We start from the raw sequence: 22,657 nt of genomic DNA on the forward strand, positions 1-22,657 counted from the left end.
TCAACCGAGGCGCGCATTCTACAGCAGCCTCATTTGCTGTCAAGTGATTATTTTCAGAAGCTTTCGAAGATTTCTTCAACAACTTCAACCACTTGCGCTTCCGATCTCTCGTCAGCGGGAGGCGAATAATACAGGACTGAATTTACCGGTCAACCCCTTCCAGAAAATTCTTTTCAAAACAAACAACTAAACCCGCTACTACTAATGACGCCGCCGTAAGCGTCGGATCTAAGGCAGGCCTCAAGGCACCTGTGTCAGGCTGCGTCTTGCGAAAATGCCCATCAGCCCTGGAGGCAGACGGTGTCGTACGCCTTGAAGGCGTGCTCCATCAACAGACGCTTCATTTATGGCTGTTATTAATGGGGCCATCGCCAACGACCATCGTCTGCAACAGATTTCACTGATCGCGCACAGGTATGATCAAACCCGACCACTCCATCGGACCCACCCCATGCCTGCCTTCCGGATTCGCCCAACTCCCGCGCCATTGCTCAATCCTGGTGAGACTGTGGTTCTGTTCGATGGCGTCTGCAAGCTGTGCAACGGCTGGGCACGATTTCTGATTCGCCACGACCGCCAGCACCGAATGCGTCTGGCTTCAGTGCAATCGCCAGAGGGCCAGGCACTGCTGGCATGGGCCGGTCTGCCGATGGATCAGTTCGACAGCATGGCGGTGATACGCGACCGGCATTATTGGGTGCGCTCGGATGCGGTCTTCGAAGTCATCGCACTATTGCCTGACCGCTGGTGGCCGTTCAGGCTTCTACGCATCTTCCCACGGACACTTAGGGATTGGGCCTACGACCGCGTGGCGCTGAATCGCTACCGGATCTTCGGCAAGTACGACACCTGCCTGTTACCCGATCCCGATCACGAACGCCGCTTTCTGAAAGCGCAGCTGTGAGCGCCGGGCTACAACAGCATTGCGCACCATTGTCCCGATTTTCATCTTCGTCGCCATCATCAGGACGATCACGAACATTTCCAGAAGTGGCTTGTTCAATGAGGTCTTGTCGGCCCAGGCTTCCTGCCTTGGGCGACGTCAAGACGAATGGCCGCTTTTTGGGCCGGAAGCGGCCGTCAAAAAATGGCTATTTCCGGCCTGTTCCGCGCCTTACAACTGTTTGCCGTCACGCGCAGCAATCGCCACGGTGGCCGGCGATTCAGCCAGGGGAACGAAGCGTCGGGTTGCGCCATCCAGTGCGTCGATGCACCCCGCCTCGATGTCGTAGACCCAACCGTGCAGATTCAGGCGCCCTTGCTCGAGAGCGAGGGCCACGGAGGGATGCGTTCGCAGGTTCGCCAGTTGGGCGATTACGTTTTCGCGTACCAGGCCATCGAGCTTCGCGCGGGGCGTGTCGAACTCGTGGGCGGCGTTAATCGCTTTCGCGGCGTCCGAGTGACGCAGCCAGTTGGCGACCGCCGGAAGGTGATCCAGGCAGGTGCAGCGTGAAATCGCGCCCATCGCCCCGCAGTCCGAGTGACCGCAGATCACGATGTCCTGTACGCCGAGCACGGCGACCGCATATTCGACGGTGGCCGAGACACCGCCCGGTTCAGGGCCGTACGACGGCACAATGTTGCCGGCGTTGCGAATCACGAACAGTTCGCCAGGTTCACGCTGCGTCAGGAGTTCGGGCACGACACGGCTGTCCGAGCAGGTGACGAACAACGCCTTCGGATTTTGTGCCGTTGCAAGTTGCTTGAACAGCTCGACGCGTTGCGGGTAAACCTCGCGCTGAAAGCGCAGAAAGCCGTCGATAATGTCACGCATGATGTCCTCCAGAAGCGAATGCCAGGTGCTGGCACGAGCAGTCGATCCGCTGCCGTGCCTGGGTGGCCGTCATTATTGCAGAGGTCGCGTGCGTTGGCTGTACTTGATCAACGATGTCCGTCAGGCCGCGACCAGCGCCCTTCCCCAGTGAAAGAAGAAATCTGCGCGACTGTCGTTGCGGCAGAAACCGCCAGGCACCGGTGTCTAAAAAAACCGCCGCCACTCATAATGCCGCCCTTCCCTACTCACCCATCCAAGTTCGCCAGCCATGCCTGAAGAGTTCGAAGTCCCCAGCCCCCACGAGCAACATATCGAGCACACCACCCATCACGCCCACGCGCAAGGCGATCGCTTCGCCAGCAAGATTGCGGTAATGACCGCGATCATGGCGACGGTCGGCGCACTGATGAGCTATCAGGCCGGCTCGACGGAAAGCGAGGCGGCCATGGACAAAAACAACGCGGCCATCCAGAAGACCGAAGCCGCCAACGAATGGAACTACTACCAGGCCAAGTCCAGTCGACAGAATCTGTCGGACCTGGCCAGCCACCTGCCGGGGCTGGACTCCGCCCATTACGCTGCCGAGGCGCGGCGCTACGGCGAGCAGAAGGAGGAGGCGCGCAAGAAGGCTGAAGCACTTGAACAGCAGGCGCACGAGTGGGACGAGAAGTCAGAGCAGGCGCTGCACCAGCATCACCGCTGGGCCCAGGCGATGACCGCGATCCAGATCGCCATTTCACTGGCGGCCATCACCTTGCTGACGCGCAAGGAGTGGCTCAGGCGCGTCTCGTTCGGAGCTGCGGGCGCGGGAGTCATGTTGGGTTCGCTGGCCTGGCTGCATATTTGAGCCAGGTTGAATAGCGCATCCCTTCAAGCACCAAGCGTCTCGGTGGCCAGGAACATCTCGAGTGCGGCGAACGGCATCGGTTTGGCAAAGTAATAGCCCTGGAAAATATCGCAGCGGCTGCCCTTGAGAAAATTTACCTGAGACGCCGTTTCCACGCCTTCTGCGACCACCGACAGGCTGAGGTGGTGGGCCATGGAAATAATGCCTTGAGTGATTGCTGCGTCGTGATGATCGGTGGCGATGTCCTCGATGAACGAGCGGTCAACTTTGATTTTGTCGATGGGCAATCGCTTGAGGTAGCTGAGGCTGGAAAAACCGGTGCCAAAATCATCGAGCGCAATGCGTACACCCAGGGCCTTGAGCCGGTGTAGCGTATCGATTGCCTGTTCAACGTTATGCAGCAGGAGTGACTCGGTAATCTCCAGCTCCAACTGCCCGGGGCTGAGTCCGTACAAGCTGAGCACTGCCTGGATAGACTCAACGAACTGGCCACGCTGGAAATGCATCGGCGAAATGTTCACGGCCATGACGATGTCTCCAAGGCCCTGATCAACGAGTTGACGTAACTGTGCGCAGGCCTTGTCGAGTACCCAGCGGCTCAGCGGGATGATTTGCCCGCTTTCTTCAGCCACCGGCACAAATACCGCCGGAGAGATGAATCCCTTTTCCGGATGCTCCCAGCGCAACAAGGCTTCGATGCCGACCACCCGCCCCGTTCGCGCGTCCATCTGCGGTTGATAATGCAACTGAAGCGATTGCGTTTCGATCGCCTTTTGCAGGTCATTGCGCAGGCTCGCGTGCTCGCAGACCCGCTGGTTGAGATCGCTGGTGTACCACTGGAAATTGTTGCGCCCCTGCTGCTTGGCCTTGTACATGGCCATGTCCGCCTGCTGGATCAATTGCATAGGCTGCTCGATGTGACCGTCGCTCAGGGTGATACCGATACTCGCGCTCACGTGCAGGTCAATGCCCTGGATGCAGTAGGGTCTGGCAATGCTGGCCATCAGGCGTTCAGCCACTGGCACCACGTCCTCGTCACGAAGCAGGTCCGGCAGCAGAACGATAAACTCGTCGCCCCCCATGCGCACGATGGTATCGCCGGGACGCACCTGCTGTGTCATGCGCTGCGCCACCTCGATCAGCACCTGATCGCCGAAATAATGCCCGATCGAGTCGTTGATGGATTTGAATCCATCCAGATCGATGCACATCACCGCCAGTCGGCGCTTGCGACGATGACTGATGTGACAATCCAGAATAAGCCGGCCTTCAAGGGACGCACGGTTGAGCAAGCCGGTCAGCCCGTCATGGCAGGCGTTGAAGCTCAACTGGCGCTCGTAATGCTTCTGCTCGCTGACGTCGCGGGCAATGCCAAATACACCGACAATCGCCCCGTTGACCATGATCGGCAGGTTGGAAATGTCCATGGTCAACAGTTTCCCGTTCTCGTCGAGAACCCGTGCTTCGAATCGTTGAGGCTCTCCCGCGCGTGCGGCAGCAAAATGCCGACTGACCCGTTGCAGGTCTTCTTCGAGCACCAGGCGCGAAAAGTGATGACCTATGAAATCGCTTGCCGTGTCCGGTTTCAGCTTCAGGCCTGCGGTATTCACACTCTGAATGTTACCGGCCAGATCGAGGGCGAAAACCGGGTTGGGGTTGTAGGTGAACAAAGAACGAAAACGTTGTTCGCTTTCTTCCAGACACTGACCATCACGCTCATGACGGATTGCAATCGCCGCCAATTGGGCCGCGCTGGTCAGCCGTTGAATCTGCGCCTCACTTGGCCCGTTGACTCGATTCTGGTACAGCGCAAACGTCCCTACCACGCGCCCCTGATGCGAGAACAATGGCAGCGACCAGCAGGCCCGCAGATTGTATCCAAGCGCCAGGTTCCGAAACCGCTCCCAGCTCGGATCCCGGGCAATGTCCTCGGTGACCACCAGCTCACGCCGAAAGGCCGCTGTACCGCAGGTTCCTTCCTGCGGACCGATGGGCATGCCATGGATGGCCTGACTGTATTCAGGCGGCAGCCCGGGTGCAGCACCACTAAGCAGGTGCTTGCCCTGCGTATCGGTGAGCAATATCGAACAAAGGGTGTCAGGGTCTTGCGCGTCGAGCATTGAACAGATGGCGGCAAGAATCTCGTCCAATTGCTGATTGGTCGCGATCATGCCAAGAATGTCACGTTGCGACTCGGGAAGACCCACGCCGTGATAGCTCGTGCAGGGGGTATTCATGTGGTTCCTGAGGACTGCCGAGACTATCCGTTCGTCATAGCGTCTGGAAAAGTGAGCGGCCGGGCACAGTCCAACCGCACCCCGAGCACTCTTTATAAGGCAGTGCCGCCGTCATAAGAAAGACTCAGATCAACGATAAAAGACCGCATCAGATTGGCCAGGGTCGCCCGGCGACTGCGAACCTCGCCGCCCCTTTTATCCCAAGGCGAGGTTGACCGTTCAATCAGCGTCGACCCGCAGTTCCCGCACAAGAAACGCCAAGGACTCCACGCTACCGTGATGATTATTGGCCGAACGCTGCGCATCCCATGACATGGCATCGTCAACGCAGAAATCGCCCGCGCACTCCAGGCTCAGATCGTTATCAAACAGGCCGAGCGGAACCCACACATAAGGCGATCCGCGCAGCGGGTTGGGCACGGTCGAACCACAATCGGCACAGAAGTCGTTTCTGTAACCGCTAGGCTTAACCCAGCTGCTGATCGAATCCTGCCCTGCTTCCCAGCGGAAATCGTCGACGCCGACCAGCGTGGCGAGGTTGTGACCGACACCGGTTTGCCTGCGGCACAATGAGCAGTGGCAGCGGTAGAAAAAGCGTGGTTTAACCGAAAGACTGAAGCGTACTGCGCTGCAAAGACACTGCCCTGTGGTCATGGGTTTCTCCTTTGGACGTCCATGCTGGAGTTACTTATGGTCAAAGCCGCATTCTAACCCTGCGAGCGCTCAGCAGTGACTCAAATGAACCGCCCGGAAGACGTCCCCGGTCAGTGGATACGCTGATTCTCACGGTGCCGAGCCAACACAACGGGGCTTGGCGCATCGGGGCGCTGGAGCGTGTGACGCTCACCCATCCGCGCACCGGTGAAGCCATCCTGCGCGAATAACCGGCCAGCCCAAAAAAGTATTTCGCCCGGCGCTGCATCCGTTTCCGGCGCTGCTGCGTACATTCATCACCCTCATTCGAAGGGTCGAAGAATCAAGGAGACGCACCATGCACTCGCTCATCAAACGCCTTGCTGTCGCTTGTTTCACCCTGCTTGCTCTTGGAGCTGGATCCAGCTTCGCTGCCGATACCGTGATGGTCGGTGGCGCGGCCATGTATCCAACCAAAACCATCGTCGAAAACGCGGTCAACTCCAAGGATCACACGACGCTCGTCGCAGCGGTCAAAGCCGCCGGGCTAGTGGATACGCTCAACAGCAAGGGACCGTTCACGGTCTTCGCCCCCACCAATGAGGCGTTCGCAAAATTGCCCGCCGGCACTGTTGATACCTTGGTCAAGCCCGAACACAAAGCCGACCTGACCAAGATCCTGACCTACCACGTGGTGGCCGGTACACACACCGCCAAACAGTTGATGGACCAGACGAAAATGCACGGCGGCAAAGTGATGCTGAAAACCGTCCAGGGCGAATCGCTGACCGTGATGCTGCACGATGGCAAGTTGTCGCTGGAGGACGCCAAAGGAGGCAAGTCGGCCATTACCATTGCTGACGTCATGCAATCCAATGGCGTGATTCACGTGGTCGACACGGTGCTGATGCCCAATTGATCGCCTGACGTTGGCGGGCCCTCGGCAGAGGGTCCGCCTCGGGTGGTTTTCTGGCATTGATTGTTCCTTCGGAATCGGCACAATGGCCGGCTTTTTCTCGACAGGAAGTCCCCCCCTTGCAACGGATTGTGATTCTCGGCAACGCCGGTAGCGGCAAGTCCACCCTGGCCCGCGCCCTGGGTCAGCGCCTGAACCTGGCGGTCATCCACCTCGACACCTTGTTCTGGGAGCCCGGCTGGACCGAACCGGACGCCGAGCAGTTTCGCGCCCGGGTCAGCGCAGCGGTGGCAGCCGATGCCTGGGTGTGTGAAGGCAACTACGCAAGGCGAACCTTCGACCTGCGCCTGCCGCGCGCCGACCTGATCATTTGGCTCGATACCCCCCGCCTCACCTGTTTCACGCGAGTCATACAGCGAAGCGTGATGAAGCGCCCTCGAACTGACCAGCCAACGGGTTGTGAAGAGAAGCTTGACCGGGCTTTTGTGCAATTTCTGAAGTTCGTCTGGACCTTTGACCGCGCCTACCGACCGGGGATTGAAAAGGTGCGCCTGGCCATCGGCCCGGACATTCCTGTGGTCCACCTGCGAGGCCGGCGGCAAATAGCTGAATTTATCGATGGATTGATCGCTAACCCCGCAATCTGCCAAGAGTGAACGTGCTTGCCGGCAATCTGTCGGATTGCACAAGTGCTCAGCGGTGTCGGCATGCCGCAGCGAACGTCATAGAGGGCCAGCATGGACACCGAAAAACTCGAATTCGGCGCGAACGACGTCGCGCAAATGCAGCGTTTCAACAAGACCCTCGCCTGGCTGCCTCGGTTTCGCGTCCGCAATCGCCTCACGCCGCGTCTGATCCAGACCTTGCTGCGCGTCAGCCAAAAGGCCGGCGCGGACAAACTGCGCAAACATGGCCTCGAAGCCGAAAACACCGTGATTGATGCAAACGGCCTCCCACTGCCGTTGCGGATTATCCGACCCAAAGGCAAAGCACGGGGCGTGGTGCTGGATTTTCATGGCGGTGGCTGGGTCATCGGCAACCCGCAGATGAACGACGAACTGAACGCGGGCATGGTCAATGCGTGCAACGTGGCGGTGGTCTCGGTGGATTATCGGTTGGCGATCAACACGCCGGTCGAGGGGTTGCTGGCAGATTGTCTGGCTGCCGCTCGCTGGTTGCTCGGCTGCAAGGAATTCGCGGATCTGCCGGTGATCGTCGTCGGGGAATCGGCGGGTGGGCATCTCGCGGCCGCGACATTATTGGGGCTGCAATCTTCGCCCGAACTGTTGAAGCGCATTCACGGGGCGCTGCTCTATTACGGCGTCTATGACCTGACTGGAACTGCCAGCGTCCGCGCGGCGACTGCCGACACGCTGGTGCTGGACGGCCCGGGCATGGTTGAAGCGCTACGCCTGTTGACCCCGGACCGCAGCGACGCGCAACGCCAGCAACCGCCGCTGTCACCGCTGTACGGCGACTTTACCGGCATGCCCCCTGCGCTGATGTTCGCCGGCGAGCTGGACCCGTTGCGCGACGACACCCTCGAGCTGGCCGCACGCTGGAACGCATCGGCAGCGGTTGAAGCACACCTGCTGCCCGCTTGCGCCCATGGGTTTATTCACTTCCCGACGGCGATGGCCGAGCGGGTGCTGGCGCACAGCCGAGCGTGGATCAATCTTCGGATCGCGGCGCAGCAAGCCACAGTCGACCGTGGCGCTCAGCTCACGCCAGCAACTCGGTAATCCACTGGATCTGCTGCGCCGTTTCCTGCAACTTTTCTTCGGGCACGGCCTGGCGCGCCTGGGTGAAGCCGGTCAGGGTTTTCTGCTTTTTGCGCAACAAGCGCTGCCATTTGGCGAGAAAGGCCGGGCTGCGCGCCTGCATCTGCAGCGGGCCGAAGTACAGTTGTGCGGCGCTGTACGCCACCGGCCCGGAGCGCTCAGCGACGATGATTTCGTAGAAAAACCGGTTTTCCTGCAGCACGTCCTCGACAACGATGCAGTAGCCATTTTCCATCAGCCATTGACGCAGCGGCTGCTCGCCACCGTTGGGTTGCAAGATCAGCCGCTCGTGCCCGCTCAAGCGCGCCTTGCCGCTGTCCAGGATGTCGCGGATGGTCTCCCCGCCCATGCCGCACAGGCTGATCGCGGTGATTGCGTCGCCCGGCTCGATCGCCGCCAGACCACTGGCATGCCGCACGGTGATGTGCGCTTGCAGATCGTTGTCGCGCACCGTGCGCACCGCTGCGTGGAACGGCGTCAACGCCACCTCGCCGGCCACCGCCGCCACTATGACGCCACGGCGCATCAGCGCCACCGGCAGATAACCGTGATCCGAGCCGATATCCGCCAACCGCGCGCCCGCCGGCACCTGCGCCGCCACGCGCTCCAGGCGCATGGACAAAGTGTGTTCGTTCAACTGCCGCCCTCTTCCCCAACCACCGCCGGCACTGCTGGCCGGACAAGGGGCGCGACTCTAGCGGGGTGCGGCGGGCATTTCAAATGCGCGGCGCGTCCGGCGCTCCATGCTGATCAGCTATTGCGCGCAGGCGTTGTATGCGACGCAGCAGGAAACTGCGGATTTGCGCGGGGTTCGGATGGATGCGTCCGAGCGGTTCGCGCCTGAAGACTATCCCCTTGGGCGTGATGAATCTGAGAGGTTGCCAAAAAGCCCGTTTCTATAGGCGCTAACGCCTGCTCAGCCACCTAGCCACTGGCTCAATTCACGCTTACCATACCCACAACTCGTATTACCGCGGCTGCTGAACCCGGTACTCACGAGGAAATGAACCATGGAAAGAACCCGCGCCTGGAGACGTCATCAGGCCCGTAAACGCGGCAACGGCAAAGCGGCTGATCCGCTGAAGTTCAAACCGCAAAAGAACTGGAAGCTGATGTATACCCGCGCCGAAAAACTGGCCAGGGCACGCCAACTGGGCATGAGCTATCCCACCCGCACCACCCGCCAACTGCTGGATCAAGTGTGACCAATCTCCTGTTCGTTTGCAGCCGTAACCAATGGCGCAGCCCGACGGCGGAAGCGATCTGGCGCCGCCGGCCCGGCTTCGAAGCCCGCTCGGCGGGCACCAGCCCCAACGCGCGCAAACCCATCGGCCCGGCGGATATCCGCTGGGCCGATGTGATTTTTGTCATGGAGCGCAAGCACCTCAATCGTCTGCAGGCTGAATACGCCCGCCTGCTTGAGCACAAGCCCATCCACACCCTGGATATTCCCGATGACTACCGTTTCATGGATCCCGAACTGGTAGATATTCTCGAAGACGCTGTGAAGCCCTATCTCGCGCCTCAGGCTTAGCACTCAGACTGCCGCCCTCATCCAAATACTTTCAAGTTGAGTAGTAAACATGAACCGTCAAAAGAAACTGCAGCAGTTGTTCAAGGAAAAGGCCAAGAAGGCCAGTGCCAAACTGGCGCCGAAAAAGCCCAAGTACATCAGCAAGGCTGACCGCCTGAAAATGGCCGCTGAGGCAGCGGCGGAACCGGTCGAAAGCACCGAGAGCTGATCCAGCCTTTCAAGCATGCTGGGCCTCAGTCGGCGGAAACAGGCAGCCGACACGCCAGCCACGCGCCCCAGAAAAGACTGCTGAAAAAACGCGTAGCCTCGCCAAATCCCGCCTCAAGTAATAACGCGTGAACCGCCGCCTCGGAATGCGGCGGATCCGCGCCTTGCAGAATCTTCCCCAGCTTGGCCGCCACCTCGTCGGAATTTGCGCCCTGCTGCCGCCATCTCTGCCCCCACGCCTGCAGCAATAACGGTTGGCTGGCATAGGCGTAATGATTACCCGCCACAATCAGCGGCGCCCCCGGTTTCAGCCGTTGCTGGATCGACTTCAAGATCTGTCGCTTGGGTTCATCGCCATTGAGGTGATGGAGCACACCTATCAAGGTCGCCGCATCGAAGTCGGTTTCGGCCGGCAAATCCTCGACATGCCCCAGATGCAACGCTGTTCTAGGCAGTAATCCATTGGCCTGTAATTGCTGCGTCGCGGCTTCGAGCATGGGCACCGAAGGATCGACCGCGGTGAAGCGCCAGCCCGGCTCCAGTGCAGCCATCGCGATAATTTCCTGCGCCGTTCCCCCCACCCCAACCACCAGCACATTGGCCGGGCGTGACGGGCCGAGCGTAGCGGCCAACATGCACGCCGCCAGATCGTGACAAGCGTCGTAACCTGCCAGTGCGATGCGGCTTTGTTTGCCATACTCGTTGGCGCGAGCGGTGTCGAATTTTTCTGCGGGGTGGGTCGAGTATGAAGTCACGGCGATTCTCCTTGTCGTTGGAGCACGCTACGCCGGGGAATGCGCGAAGAAAAATGGATTAATTTCATAAGGCGCATTCCTGCAAGGAATGCGGGTCGAAACTGTTGTTTCGATAGCCATCTCCTGTTTCTCTTGATCGCATGTCCTGAGGTTCGATTGTCCGCTACGAATCTACAACTGCCGATTACCCACCCTAGCGCAATGTCAGGTCAGCCTGGCAACGGCCCCTGCCCGCCCCGCTCCCCGGAAATTTTTCTCGGCGTGCGGTTCGATCACCTAACCTCATAGATTGTGTGCTCAACGAGAACCGGTCCCGCCCATGCGCAACGCCTTGAAGTCATTGTTGTTTGTGACGCTGATTCTGCTCGCGCCGGGTGGTTCGGCGCTGTGGGCGGCGGACTTGCCGGCGCCGTCGGCGACCACCACGGTGCCGCTGCTGGAGGTCTCGCAAAGCGATCTGCAAGCGCTGCAGATGCGCCTCGACGGGTTGAAGCAGCAGATTTCCGCCGCCAACAACTACAACCAGCTCGAAGGCCCGCAGGACCGGGTGCAGGCGTTCATCCTGGATGTCGATCGCTTGTCGGCGTCGTTGTTGCCGCAGCAGGCGCAACTGGCGGTGCAACTGGGTGTGCTCGGCGCGGCGCCGGATACGCAAATTGCCGCTGAACAAGCCGATATCGCCGCGCAACGGGCGACACTCAGCGAGCAAAAGAACAAGGTCGACGCCACGCTGAAAAGTCTGGCCGCGCTCAAGCAAAGCGCCGCCGACCTGATCACGCAAATTGCCGGTATTCGCCGCACGCTGCTCGAAAGCGAACTGACGCTGCGCACCGACAGCATTCTCAGTCCGGATTTCTGGTCGCCCCTGGTTTCGCCGGCGCCCGACGACCGCCAGCGGCTGACTTTTTTCATCGGTCAGGTCAACAACACCTGGGCCACGGTCTGGGCACCCGGGCAGCGGTTCTTCACCTGCGTGCTGGTGCTGTTGGCGCTGCTGTTCTGGACCCTCGGACGACGTCTCGCCGAACGCGCACTGACCTGGCTGTGCATCCACCGCATGCCGGAGGGCCGTCTGCGTCGCAGCGCGCTGGCGTTCGCCTCGGCACTGGCGACGTTGGGCACCACCGCCATCGCCTTGCACCTGCTGTTCTATGCGTGCACCCGCCACGCGCCATTGCCCCCGATGCTGTCGACATTCTCCGAGGAGTTCGAAAAAGCCGTCTACGCCTGCGCCCTGATCACCGCCCTGAGCCGCGCGCTGCTGTCGACGCAACATCCGTCGTGGCGGCTGCCGGCGATTGCCGATGCCGTGGCACTGGCGCTGAAACCCTATCCGCGGATTCTCGCGGCCACCCTGCTGGTGCTGGTGACGCTGGTGCAAGTCTGCAACGCCACCGGCATGAGCAGCCAGATCGTGATCGCCCAGCGCGGGGTGATCGCCATCGTGGTGATCGCGATTCTGGTGCCGTTGCTGATCCGCACCGGCAAGGTGCGCAAGGCGTTGCTCAGCGCCAATGACCCGGAGGCCGGCAGTACGTTCGCCGGGGTGATCTACAGCGTTGCCACGGTGTCGATGTGTCTCTCGGCGCTGGCCCTGCTCACCGGTTACGTGTCGCTGGCGCGGTTCATCACCTATGAACTGGTGTGGGCGTATATCGTGCTGTCGGGGTTCTATTTGCTGATCGAGGTGGTCAAGGACGCCTGCGAACACCTGTTCTCGCCGCGCTACCCGGCCGGCAAGACCATCAAGCAGACGCTGGGCATGGGCGACCGACGCCTGGAGCAAATCTCGACGGTGCTGTCCGGCGCCAGCCGCGCCGGGCTGTTGTTGCTGGCGGTGATCACCCTGTTCGTCGGCGGCATCGGCACCACGTTCGGCCAGTTGGCCACCAACATCATGGGCATTCTCGGCGGCGCCGGACTGCGCAAGCTGAACATCGTGCCCGCCCATTTGCTCAACGCGGTGCTCGCCTTGCTGATCGGCATCTACCTGATCCGCGCCCTGCGTCGCTGGCTCGACAACGAGTTTCTGCCCAAGACCGACATGGACCCGGGCATGTGCGCATCGCTCAGCACTCTGTTTTCCAACATCGGTTATGCCGCGGTCATCCTGCTGACCCTGTCGTCACTGGGCGTGCGCTGGACCAACCTGGCGTGGATCGTCAGCGCCCTGTCGGTGGGGATCGGCTTCGGCCTGCAGGAGATCGTCAAGAACTTCGTCTCCGGGCTGATTCTGCTCACCGAGCGCCCGGTGAAAGTCGGCGACCTGATCAGCATCAGCGGCGTCGAGGGCGACATCCGCCGGATCAACGTACGCGCCACGGAAATCCAGCTCAGCGACCGCTCCATCGTCATCGTGCCCAACTCGCAACTGATCTCGCAGAACCTGCGCAACGTCACCCTGGGCGGCAGTGCCCAGGGGGTGGCAAGCCTGGAGCTGATGTTCCCGCTGGACATCGACCCCGAACAGGTCAAGGAACTGCTGCTCAATACCTACCTGGAGAACGAGCACATCCTCGACAAACCGGCCGCGTACGTGCGCTTCAGCAAGCTCTCGCCGGAAGGCATCACCCTGACGGTGACGGGTTATGTCGGCAGCCCGCGGATCGTTGGGGGGACCAAGAGCGATCTGCTGTTCGAGATTCTCAAGCGCCTGGGGGATGCGGGGATAGCGCTGGCAAAACCGGCCTCGAGCCCGTGATCCTGCAGGCTCGCTCGCACAATGTTCGTGTCGCTCATCAGACTTTCGCGTGCCACAAGACCTGTGGCAGCCGCAATGGGTGAGGAAATCACCCTTCAAGCTGCGCAAGGTTGATTTTCTTATTCCAGAAACTGAACAAACAGCCATTTTTTAGTCTTTTATCGCTATTAAAGTCGCCCCCTATAATTACGCGTCTGCACTCACTCATAAAAAGGGAAGTTCCATGCAAAGACGCCTGTTACTGGCTGCACTGTTTGTCGCTGTAGCCGGGTGCGCCAGTCCTCCTGCCGTTTCCGTGCACACCAAAGACCCCGCCAGTTCGACCCTGCAAGGTGACGCCACGCGTCCGGCGCAGGCGCAGTGGATCCGCACCGAGTTGTATTTCTCGGTGGGCACGGTGGATGGCAAGGAAGGCGCGGTCAGCCCCGCGCGCTGGCGCGAGTTTCTCGACAAGGAAGTGACGTCGCGGTTTCCCGACGGTTTCACGGTGCTCGATGCGTATGGGCAGTGGCGCGATCATGGGGCGAAGGAGCCGGAGCGGTTGAGCACCAAGGTCATCGTGATCCTGCACGAGAACAACCCGCAGAACGCCGGCAACATCGAGGCAATTCGCCTGGCGTACAAGCGCATCACCGGGGACTTGTCGGTCCTGCGTCTGTCGCAACCGGCCGACGTATCTTTCTAATCAGTGATCGACCCCAGAGCTTGCCGAGGCGTCGACGCCAGGCGGCTCAATCCCGCCAACAGCAACGCCCCCACCAGCAACACCCCAAGCCCCAGAAACGCGCCCCACCCCACCACCGTCACGCTGGAATACAGCATGTACAGGCACAGGCCGAAAAACAGCAGGGGCAACAGCGGATACAACGGCACCCGGACCGGTCTCGGCACTTCGGGGAAGCGTCGGCGCAGGATGATCAACGCCAGGCTGCTGAAGCTCAGGAACAACCAGTACACCGGGGTCAAGTATTCGACCATGGTGTTGAAGCCGCTCTGGGTGAAACTGCCGAACAGCACCAGCAACAACGCCACTGCGCCCTCCGCCAACAAGGCCTTGCGCGGCACGCCGTCGCGTTCGTGCCACTCGCCGAAGCGGCGCAACTGCGGCACGTCGCGGGCGGCGGCGTAGGTGGTGCGGGCGCCGACCAGCAAGGTCGAATTGATGGTGGCGATGGCCGCGATGCCGACCATCAGCAGAATCAGCAGCACCCCCGGCGCGCCGAACGCGCGGTTCAGCAACTCCACGGCCGGAGCGTTGCTCGCAGCCAGTCCGGCGAACCCCAGGCCACGGACAAACGCCCAGTTCAGCGCCAGGTAGATCGCCATCAGCAGCGTCAGCGCACCGAGCATCGCGATGAAGATGCCGCGTCGATCGTCACGCACTTCCGCCGACAAGGTCGCCGCATCGCTCCAGCCGCCGAACGCGAGAAAGACGAAAATCATCGCCGCAGAAAATCCGGTCATGCCGGTGTTCTGCGGTGTGACCGACACGCTGGGCGGCGCCGCTTCGATCCCCTGCCACGCCAGCCACACACCGGCGCTGGCGATGCTCAAAAAGCCCAGGGCCAACAGGCCCACCAACAAGGTCTGGGTGATGAAGCCGATGTGCTTGCCGCTGAGATTGAGCAGCACCAGCGCGGCGATCACCCCGCCGGCAAACAGCCCCGAGCCGTATCGACCGAGCGGCACCACGGCGTTGACGTAATCGGCAAACATGAACGCCGACAAGGCGATCCAGCCGGTGTGCATCACCGAGAAGCGCGACCAGGCGAACAGGAAGCCCATGCGCTCGCCATACGCCGTGCGCAGAAAGTGATAGTCGCCGCCCGGATGCGGGAACGCCGTGGCCATTTCGGCGAAGCACAAGGCCCCGGCCATCGACGCCAGGCCGCCGAGCACCCAGACCCAGTAGAAATAGTCCGGCCCGACGTTCAGCGCCACGGTCGGCGCGGTCTTGAGGATGTCGGTGGTAATCACCATGCCCAGCGTGATCAACAGCGCCTGCGCCACCGGCAGATGGCGCCTGGGGCCGTTCGAGTGATTCATGGAGAGTCCCGCAGAAGGTCCGCCATCCGTGGCGGTTCGGCTCAGAAGCCGTAGGTGGCGCTGGCGTAGTAATAGGCGCCGTTGGTACCGATCGGCGACAGCACGTCATACGGCAGGTTGCCGCCGTAGTTGATCGCCGAGCCGGAGCGCTCCGGGTAGTTGTCGGTGAGGTTGTTGCCGCCCAGGGCCACGCTGAATTTCGGGGTGAATTTGTAGGTCACCTCGGCGTCCAGTTGCCACACCGCGCCGTAGGTCTGCTCCGGTTGCGAGTCACCGAAGTCGAACACCCGGGTGGTCTCGCCCTGACGGGTCAGACGGCCAAGCAGGCCCCAGTGTTCGCTGGCCCAGTTGGCACTGAACACGAAGCGATCCTTGGGTGCGGCGTCGGTCAGGGTGTTGGTTTCTTCGACGCCGACCAGCGCGTCGTTGCCGATACCCAGCGCCGTCAGTTGCGACGGCGTGCCTTTGGTGCTGGTGACTTTGGTGTGGTTGTAGGTGTACGCGGTGGTCAGGCCCAACGTCCCGTCATACAGCGGCTGGTGGTAGTTGAGCACCAGTTCGGCGCCGTGGGTGCTGGTGTCAGCGGCGTTGGTGAAGAAGTTGACGTCATGGACCCCGGCCACGCCGAAGTTGTCGTTGATGTATTGCTCCATGGCGTCGCTGCCGATGCGCTGCGACAGGGTGATGCGGTCCTTGACGTCGATACGGAACACATCGAGCGAGGCATCGAAGCGTTCGTTGAACTGGAAGGTCAGGCCGAGGCTGAAGTTCTTCGAGGTTTCCGGGTCGAGCTTTTGGGCGCCCAGCGCGCGGGCGATCGGATCGTTGACCGAGAGCACGCGGATATCGGTGAGCGTGCCGCCTTCGCCGAAGTTGCTGGTGGTGTTCTGAAAACCGCTCTGGGCCAGCGACGGCGCACGGAAGTTGTTCGACACCGCACCCCGCAACGCCCACTGCTCGGTCAGTTTGTAGCGACCGCTGAGTTTGCCGGTGAGTTTGCTGCCGGCATCGTCGTAATGCTCCCAGCGGGTGGCGGCGTCGACGAAGAAGCGGTCGGTGAGATCGCCCGAAAGTTCGGCGTAAGTGGCGAACACGTTGCGGTCCAGGTCCGACTCTTCGCTGGGGCGCAAGCCATTGGCGCCGTCAGCGCCAGACCCGATGTACGAAGCCGCGTCACCGGCGTAGGTCAGGTAGTTTTCGTAGCGGTATTCGCCGCCCAGCGCCAGCACAAACGAACGTCCGCCGAGGCGCAGTTCGCGGCTGAAATCGAGGTTGGTGGTGGTCTGGCGCAGCTCGTAATCGCCAGTGTCGAACGAGGTTGGCGAATCGGCCCCCAGGCTGACATTGAGGGTGCGTCGGGTGGATCCGTCAAAGCGGTTACGCCCGTGGGTGACGCTGCTGTCGAAGTCCCAGTCCTCGCCGATCATGCCTTTGAAACCGGCGGTGGCGGAGATGTCCTTATTGTCGCCCAGCGACTGTGGCAGGTAGCCGTTGGGATAGAACTGCGGCTGTTCGTAGGGGTAGCGATAGAACTCGGCGCCGGTGGTGTGGCGCTGGTTGTAGGTGCCAAAGCTGTAAGCCTTGCCGCCGGCCAGCGGCAGCTCGCTGTTGAACCACAGGTTGACGTCGCGCGCGAGGCCATCGCCCATCACGTAGTTGCGCTGCTCGGGGGTATCGGCGAATCCGTCGAAACCGGCGCGGTTGGTCGGATTGCGGTTCTTGTACTCGGTGCCGCCCCGAATGAACCCGCCCTCTTCGCCCAGGCGCGTGCCGATCTTGGCGGTGGTCACGCTGTTCTGGCCGTCGGTGGTGGTGCGGCCGATGGCGTCCTGATGGGTGTGAAACGCGCCGTAGCTGGTGGACACTTCGCCGCCCTCGGGCGCGTCGTCGAGGATGATGTTGATCACCCCGGCAATCGCATCGGAGCCGTACTGCGCCCCGGCGCCATCGCGCAGCACTTCGATGCGTTTGATTGCGCTGATGGGGATCGAGTTGAAGTCCACCGGTGCCGTGCCGCGACCGATTTTCGAGGAGTCATTGACCACCGCCGAGGTGTGCCGGCGCTTGCCGTTGACCAGCACCAGCACCTGGTCCGGACTCATGCCGCGCAACTGCGCGGCGCGCACATGGTCAGCACCGCCGGAGTTGGATTGGCGCGGCATGCTGAACGATGGCAGCAAGGTCTGCAGCGCCTGGCCCAGTTCACCGTCGGCAGCGCCAGTGGACTTGAGGTCGGCGGCGGTCAACACGTCCACCGGCACCGGTGAGTCCAGCACCGTGCGCGCGGTACCACGGGTGCCGGTGACCAGCACGGTACCCAGCCGTGTGTCATCGTCAACGCGCGTGGAAGTGTCTTCGGCTTGCGCCGGTAGTTGCCAGATCGCACCGACAACCGCGATGGCCAGTAATGAACGGGAACGCTGATACATGGGACAGCTCCTTTATCGCAGCTAATACCCGGCCGTTGCCGACAATAAGCGTTCGGCAATCAATGCACGGCAATGTCTGCTGTAGTTTTAGAAATCAGGAAGGCAGTGAAGGCTGGTTGAACGTATTAAGTTGATTAAGCGCAGGATCCCAAAAGTTAGTTGTTTCCCCTTGAATACCGATGCTAGACGAGCGGACAGGTTTCGCAAAAGAACCAATAACACTTAGGTTAGATCGCTCTAAAAGACTGTTTTTAGTTCAACACAAGTGTTGCTGGACCAACAGTTCATGCAACTAACAAACAACGATTACAACTGCAAAAAAGATCCCTGTGGGAGCTGGCTTGCCAGCGATAGCGGTATGTCATTCAACAGAAACAGTGACTGAATGGACGCCATCGCTGGCAAGCCAGCTCCCACAGGGTGGTTGTATTAGTCGAACTCCTTTTCCAGCCAGGCATCTTCGGCAATGTCCAAAGCGTCAGCACTGAAGCGTTGTTCCACAAACGGATCGGCGTGCAGGTGAAAGCCATTGCGCTCCCAGAAACCGGGTTTCTCCTGGTCGACAAACTCGAGACCGCGCAGCCATTTGGCGCTCTTCCAGAAATACCGCCCCGCTACCACCAGCCGCAGCGGCCAGCCGTGCTGGGCGGTCAAGGGATGGCCGGCGTAATGGGTGGCCAGCAGGCTGTCCGGATGCAGCAGGTCGTCGAGTGACAGGTTGGTCTGGTAGTCGTGATCGGCGTGGGCCATGACGTAGGCGCTTGGCGGCTGGATATCAAAGGCCTGCAACAGATCCTGCAGATGCACCCCGCTCCACTGCGTGTCGAATTTCGACCAGCGTGTCACGCAGTGGATGTCGCATTGCAACTGACGTTGTGGCAGCGCTTGCAGGTCTGCGTAACGCAGTTCGACCGGGTGTTCGAGTGTGCCAAACAGACGCAGCGACCAGTTCGGCAAATCGTATTGCGGCACGCTGCCTTCGTGCAGGATCGGGAAGCGCTCGGTCAATACCTGGCCGGGAGGCAACCGTGCACTGAATGCGGGATCTGCTGTGGGTGAACGGCTTTTGCGTAATCGCGTTGCCTTGTCGTGCATGCTCACACTGACCTCATTTCTTGAATGCCGACCTTGCAGGGATTTCAGTTAGCCACCGGTATCCACTCCGCCCGCGCCACGTTGGCGCTATCACCGAAGGCCGGGAGTTTCTGGGCCAGGTCACGGACGTTTTTCACGTCCAGGTCCAGTAACTGCTGACGGGTGATCAGGGTCGGCGGTACCAGCACCTGATGCCCCGGATTTTCGCCGGCAATCAACATCGCCAGACTACGCACGCTGATCGCCCCCGCCACTTGCGGATTGACCGCCGCCGTGGCCGCCCAGGCGCTGTCCGGTTCTTTCATGATCTGGATGTCGGCGGTGGAAATGTCGGCGCTGTAGATCTTCACCTTGCGCCCCAGCCCGGCCTCGTCGACAGCGATTTTTGCGCCTTTGGCAAACTCGTCGAACGGCGCGAAGATCACGCTGATCCCTGGATTGGCCCGCAGCACCGCACTGGCCTGATCCGCTACCGAATTGGCAATTGGCGGGTTGAGCGTGCCGAACCGCGCCTTTTCGATGATGCCCGGATTGGCCTGCTTCACCTGACTCCAGATCTCATCGCGACGCTCCATCGGCGTGAAGCCGCTGATGTACACGTAACCGGCGTCGAACCGCGTGCCGTTGTCCTTCAACGCCTGATCCAGCGCCAGCCGCGCCAGCGCGTGGTGATCCTGCTCGACCTGGGTCACCTGCGGGCTGTTCAGGTCAACGTCGAACGCCACCACCTTGATGCCTTTGGCGATCGCCCGGTCAATCGGGCCTTTAAGAGTTTCCGCCAGGCCGAGTTGGACAATGATCCCGTCCACCCCCAGATCGATCGCCTGATCGATCATCTCGCCCTGACTCGCTGCCTGCTGCCGGGCATCGAACACCCGCAGATTGGCGCCCAGCGCTTCGGTCTGTTTCTCCACACCGCGCAAATACGCCTCGGGAAAGTCCCCGGAAAACAGATAGCCGACCAAGGCGATCTGCACCTGGCCCTTGTCGAACGGCGCTGGCGCCCCCGGTAAGGCCTTGGCCTGCGCGCTCACGGCCAGCGCCGAGAGCATCGCCCCGACCAGGCAATGGCGCGCGAACTGTTTGAGTGAACCTTGCATACGACTTTCCTTGAACGATGTCGGCTCAGCGCGCCCGATGCGCGAGGCCGAAGGTGAACATCAGGGCCAGCACCAGCACCAGTCCCTTGACGAAATCCTGCGCGTAGTACGGCGCGTTGAGCATGGTCAGACCGTTGAGCAGCGAAGCCACCAGCAGTGCACCGACCAAGGTGCCGAAGGCGTTGGGCTTCTTCGCCCCGAGCACGGCAAAACCGATCAGCGCCGCGCCGAGGGCGTCCAGTACCAGACCGTTACCGGAGCTGACATCGCCGCGGCCCAGGCGCGCCGCCAATAGCAAACCGCCGAGTGAGGCGAGCAATGCCGACAGCACGTAAGCGAGCAATTTGAAGCGCTGCACCGGCGCCCCTGCCAGTCGCGCCGCCTGCTCGTTGCCACCGATGGCATAAAACAACCGGCCGATGCGCGTGCGTTCGAGAAACAGCCACACCGCCAGCGCCACCAGCGCGGTGATCAACACCGGGACCGGCACCACGTCCCACAACCGCCCGCGACCCAGCGCAAGAAACGCCGCACTGAACGCGCCTTCGGTTTCCACGCCGCTGGGCAAGGTCATGCCCACCGCAATCGAGCGGCCGCCGGTGGGAATCAGTTGCACGCCAATCACCAGAAACATGCTGCCCAGCGTCGCGAGAATGTCCGGCACCCGCAGCTTGACGATCAGCCAGCCATTGAGCAGCCCGACCAGTGCGCCACCGGTCAGGCTGATCAGCACCGCCGGCACCGCGCCCCAGCCGAGCACCACCATCACGTAACTGGCGATCATCAGGCTCATCGCCGCCACCGCACCAATCGACAGATCGAGCCCGCCGACGGCCATGGTCAGGGTCACCCCAAGGGCCAGCAGCGCGACGATCGACACCGACTGCAAGATGCTGAACAGATTGCCGACGCGCAAAAACGCCGGCTCCGCGACGCTGAAAAACACCACGATCAGCGCCAAGAGCCACAACAGGCCGTAGCGGATCAGCGCTTGCAGCAGGCGCTCGGCGGGTGCCGTAGCGGAAGACAACAGTGAACTCGAATCAGGCACTCGCTCTGCTCCTTGGCGTGGCATGAAGGGGATGTTCGATCAGGTCGCTACCCGCCAGCGCAGCGACCAGGGTCGCGCGCTCAAGACCGGCACGCGGGTATTGCGCGACCACCGCGTGATCGCGCACCAACAGGATCCGGTCAGCGATTTCCAGGGCTTCGTCGACGTCGGCACAAATCACCAGGGTCGCGCGGCCAGCGGCACTGTCGCGCAGCAACTGGCCGATCTCGCGGCGGGCACGCACGTCGACCCCCTGAAACGGTTCGTCGAGGATCAACAGCCGCCCGGCCCCGAGCAACCAGCGGCCCAGCACGACCTTTTGCTGATTGCCGCCAGACAACGCGCTCATCGGCACGTCGATGCCAGCGGTCTTGATCCCCAGCGCCGCGACTTGCGCCTGCACCGCTGCGGCTTCGGCGCGGTTGCGAATGAACCCGGCACGGGTGAAGCGCTCCAGAAACGGCAGGGTCAGGGTGCGGCGCAGGGAAAAGTCCGGCACCAGCGACTGGCTGGCGCGGTCCTCCGCCGCGAGAAACACGCCGCTGCGAATCGCCGCCCTTGGCGAACCCGGCACCCAGTCCTCGCCATCCAGTTGCAGGCTGCCGGCCACGGCTTGACGGAGACCGAACAGCACCTCGGCGATCTCGCTTTTGCCGGCGCCGAGCAGCCCGGTCAGCACTACCACTTCACCTTGGTGCAGGTCGAAATCGAAACGCTTCGAGCGCGGCAAAATCTGCAAACCGCGCACGCCGAGAACGTTTCGGCCGACAAGGCCGGGCGTGTAGACATGCCCGTCGAGCGCCTGCCCGAGCATCGCGTGCACCGCCTCCGGCAAATGCCGCGCGCTGAACTCCCCGGCCAGGCGCCCGTCACGCAGGACGATGGCGCGATCCGCCACCCGTTGCAGATCGGACAAGCGATGAGAGATGTAGACAATCGCCACCCCACGGCTGCGCAAGGTGTCGATCAAACCGAACAGGCGCTGCGCTTCGGCGTCCGACAACGCGGCCGTCGGCTCATCCAGAATAAGCAGCCGTGGTTGCAGGGCAAAGGCCCTGGCCAGCACCACCAGTTGCCGTTCGGCCTGGCCCAGGTGTTCAATCGGTTGCTCCAGCGGCAACACCAGACCGAGCCCGGCGGCGATGCTCGCAGCGCGCTCCAGCAGGCGTTTGCGATTGAGCCAGAAGTCCGCGTCGGGCCGGCACAGTTCATCGAGCAGCAGGTTCTCCGCCACGCTCAAACCCGGGGCGATGCCGTCGTTGATCTGCTGATGCACGGCGACAATCCCCACCCGGCGAGCCGACAGCGGTGAACTGAACTGCCGTGGCTCGCCATCGACGAAAATTTCGCCGGCGTCGGCGCGCTGGCTGCCGGCGAGAATTTTCACCAGCGTCGACTTGCCGGCACCGTTGGCACCGAGCAAGGCCAGCACTTCGGCGGGATGAATCTGCAGGCTGACGCCATCCAGTGCGCGGTTCGAGCCGAAGGTTTTGCTCAGTTCACGCACTTGAATCAGCGGCGCGCGGGCCACGACCACACTCATAAAATTCC

General features: G+C 61.6%; 21 protein-coding genes. 10 read left to right on the top strand and 11 right to left on the bottom strand.

The genetic code is table 11. The features are described 5' to 3' along the window. Positions 1-451 precede the first annotated feature (451 nt). The gene (locus HBN98_RS27420) at positions 452-904 is read left to right on the top strand and encodes a thiol-disulfide oxidoreductase DCC family protein (RefSeq protein ID WP_083369454.1); all 453 of its coding nucleotides are present in this window, start codon (positions 452-454) and stop codon (positions 902-904) included. Between the two features lie 210 nt (positions 905-1,114). Here HBN98_RS27420 and HBN98_RS27425 read toward each other — a convergent pair whose 3' ends face one another. Then, positions 1,115-1,774 carry a carbonic anhydrase gene (locus HBN98_RS27425; protein ID WP_064587274.1) on the bottom strand — a complete coding sequence of 220 codons (660 nt, stop codon included), beginning with the start codon at positions 1,772-1,774 and terminating at the stop codon, positions 1,115-1,117. Between the two features lie 268 nt (positions 1,775-2,042). Here HBN98_RS27425 and HBN98_RS27430 point away from each other — a divergent pair, with 268 nt between their 5' ends. After that, on the top strand, positions 2,043-2,621 hold the full coding sequence (locus HBN98_RS27430; RefSeq protein ID WP_064587273.1) for a DUF4337 domain-containing protein: 579 nt from the start codon (positions 2,043-2,045) through the stop codon (positions 2,619-2,621). Positions 2,622-2,644: 23 nt separating this feature from the next. On the opposite strand, the gene HBN98_RS27435 is transcribed toward HBN98_RS27430, so the two are convergent. Both HBN98_RS27435 and HBN98_RS27440 read right to left on the bottom strand, forming a co-directional pair. Continuing rightward, a complete protein-coding gene (locus tag HBN98_RS27435) occupies positions 2,645-4,858 on the bottom strand; it encodes a putative bifunctional diguanylate cyclase/phosphodiesterase (protein ID WP_083369319.1) in 2,214 nt (737 codons plus the stop codon). Between the two features lie 219 nt (positions 4,859-5,077). Beyond that, the gene (locus HBN98_RS27440; protein WP_083369320.1) at positions 5,078-5,512 is read right to left on the bottom strand and encodes a GFA family protein; all 435 of its coding nucleotides are present in this window, start codon (positions 5,510-5,512) and stop codon (positions 5,078-5,080) included. Positions 5,513-5,849: 337 nt separating this feature from the next. Here HBN98_RS27440 and HBN98_RS27450 point away from each other — a divergent pair, with 337 nt between their 5' ends. The 3 genes from HBN98_RS27450 (at position 5,850) to HBN98_RS27460 (ending at position 8,149) form a co-directional block, all read left to right on the top strand. Then, the gene (locus HBN98_RS27450; protein WP_083369321.1) at positions 5,850-6,410 is read left to right on the top strand and encodes a fasciclin domain-containing protein; all 561 of its coding nucleotides are present in this window, start codon (positions 5,850-5,852) and stop codon (positions 6,408-6,410) included. A 116-nt stretch (positions 6,411-6,526) separates the two neighbouring features. After that, complete coding sequence (locus HBN98_RS27455) at positions 6,527-7,063, top strand: P-loop NTPase family protein (RefSeq protein WP_083369322.1); 537 nt, start codon at positions 6,527-6,529, stop codon at positions 7,061-7,063. Positions 7,064-7,144: 81 nt separating this feature from the next. Next, a complete protein-coding gene (locus HBN98_RS27460) occupies positions 7,145-8,149 on the top strand; it encodes an alpha/beta hydrolase (protein WP_083369323.1) in 1,005 nt (334 codons plus the stop codon). On the opposite strand, the gene HBN98_RS27465 is transcribed toward HBN98_RS27460, so the two are convergent. Beyond that, complete coding sequence (locus HBN98_RS27465; protein WP_083369324.1) at positions 8,130-8,825, bottom strand: tRNA (adenine(22)-N(1))-methyltransferase; 696 nt, start codon at positions 8,823-8,825, stop codon at positions 8,130-8,132. The two genes, HBN98_RS27460 and HBN98_RS27465, sit on opposite strands and share 20 nt — an antisense overlap. Before the next feature lie 373 nt (positions 8,826-9,198). Here HBN98_RS27465 and HBN98_RS27470 point away from each other — a divergent pair, with 373 nt between their 5' ends. From HBN98_RS27470 to HBN98_RS27480, 3 genes are read left to right on the top strand one after another with little or no spacing between them, the layout of a single operon-like run. Beyond that, positions 9,199-9,393 carry a hypothetical protein gene (locus tag HBN98_RS27470; protein WP_083369325.1) on the top strand — a complete coding sequence of 65 codons (195 nt, stop codon included), beginning with the start codon at positions 9,199-9,201 and terminating at the stop codon, positions 9,391-9,393. Beyond that, positions 9,390-9,722 carry a low molecular weight protein tyrosine phosphatase family protein gene (locus tag HBN98_RS27475; protein ID WP_064587266.1) on the top strand — a complete coding sequence of 111 codons (333 nt, stop codon included), beginning with the start codon at positions 9,390-9,392 and terminating at the stop codon, positions 9,720-9,722. Before HBN98_RS27470 ends, HBN98_RS27475 begins: the two co-directional genes overlap by 4 nt. A gap of 49 nt (positions 9,723-9,771) precedes the next feature. Beyond that, on the top strand, positions 9,772-9,930 hold the full coding sequence (locus HBN98_RS27480) for a DUF2986 domain-containing protein (protein ID WP_064587265.1): 159 nt from the start codon (positions 9,772-9,774) through the stop codon (positions 9,928-9,930). A gap of 25 nt (positions 9,931-9,955) precedes the next feature. On the opposite strand, the gene HBN98_RS27485 is transcribed toward HBN98_RS27480, so the two are convergent. Continuing rightward, positions 9,956-10,684, bottom strand: a complete 729-nt coding sequence (locus HBN98_RS27485) for a class I SAM-dependent methyltransferase (RefSeq protein ID WP_083369326.1) — start codon at positions 10,682-10,684, stop codon at positions 9,956-9,958. A 319-nt stretch (positions 10,685-11,003) separates the two neighbouring features. On the opposite strand from HBN98_RS27485, the gene HBN98_RS27490 reads away from it, so the two are divergent. Together HBN98_RS27490 and HBN98_RS27495 are read left to right on the top strand one after the other, a co-directional pair. Then, positions 11,004-13,385 carry a DUF3772 domain-containing protein gene (locus tag HBN98_RS27490; protein WP_083369327.1) on the top strand — a complete coding sequence of 794 codons (2,382 nt, stop codon included), beginning with the start codon at positions 11,004-11,006 and terminating at the stop codon, positions 13,383-13,385. Between the two features lie 223 nt (positions 13,386-13,608). After that, positions 13,609-14,070, top strand: coding sequence for a DUF3574 domain-containing protein (locus HBN98_RS27495; RefSeq protein WP_083369328.1), 462 nt, complete (start codon positions 13,609-13,611; stop codon positions 14,068-14,070). On the opposite strand, the gene HBN98_RS27500 is transcribed toward HBN98_RS27495, so the two are convergent. The 6 genes from HBN98_RS27500 to HBN98_RS27525 all read right to left on the bottom strand — a co-directional run bounded on the left by HBN98_RS27500 (position 14,067) and on the right by HBN98_RS27525 (position 22,649). Beyond that, complete coding sequence (locus tag HBN98_RS27500; protein WP_083369329.1) at positions 14,067-15,431, bottom strand: APC family permease; 1,365 nt, start codon at positions 15,429-15,431, stop codon at positions 14,067-14,069. The two genes, HBN98_RS27495 and HBN98_RS27500, sit on opposite strands and share 4 nt — an antisense overlap. A 41-nt stretch (positions 15,432-15,472) precedes the next feature. Then, positions 15,473-17,860 (bottom strand): TonB-dependent receptor plug domain-containing protein, encoded by a 2,388-nt coding sequence (locus HBN98_RS27505; protein WP_083369330.1) that lies wholly within the window; start codon positions 17,858-17,860, stop codon positions 15,473-15,475. A 429-nt stretch (positions 17,861-18,289) separates the two neighbouring features. After that, on the bottom strand, positions 18,290-18,955 hold the full coding sequence (locus HBN98_RS27510) for a sulfite oxidase-like oxidoreductase (RefSeq protein ID WP_083369331.1): 666 nt from the start codon (positions 18,953-18,955) through the stop codon (positions 18,290-18,292). A 44-nt stretch (positions 18,956-18,999) separates the two neighbouring features. Continuing rightward, complete coding sequence (locus tag HBN98_RS27515) at positions 19,000-20,055, bottom strand: substrate-binding domain-containing protein (RefSeq protein WP_083369332.1); 1,056 nt, start codon at positions 20,053-20,055, stop codon at positions 19,000-19,002. 25 nt (positions 20,056-20,080) lie between these two features. Continuing rightward, entirely contained in the window at positions 20,081-21,106 is a 1,026-nt protein-coding gene (locus tag HBN98_RS27520; protein ID WP_083369333.1) for an ABC transporter permease, read from the bottom strand. Further along, positions 21,099-22,649: a sugar ABC transporter ATP-binding protein gene (locus HBN98_RS27525; protein WP_083369334.1), complete on the bottom strand. Its 1,551-nt coding sequence runs from the start codon at positions 22,647-22,649 to the stop codon at positions 21,099-21,101. Before HBN98_RS27525 ends, HBN98_RS27520 begins: the two co-directional genes overlap by 8 nt. Between the last annotated feature and the right edge of the window lie 8 nt (positions 22,650-22,657).

Source organism: Pseudomonas koreensis, from assembly GCF_012986595.1.
GTDB classification, from domain to species: domain Bacteria; phylum Pseudomonadota; class Gammaproteobacteria; order Pseudomonadales; family Pseudomonadaceae; genus Aquipseudomonas; species Aquipseudomonas koreensis.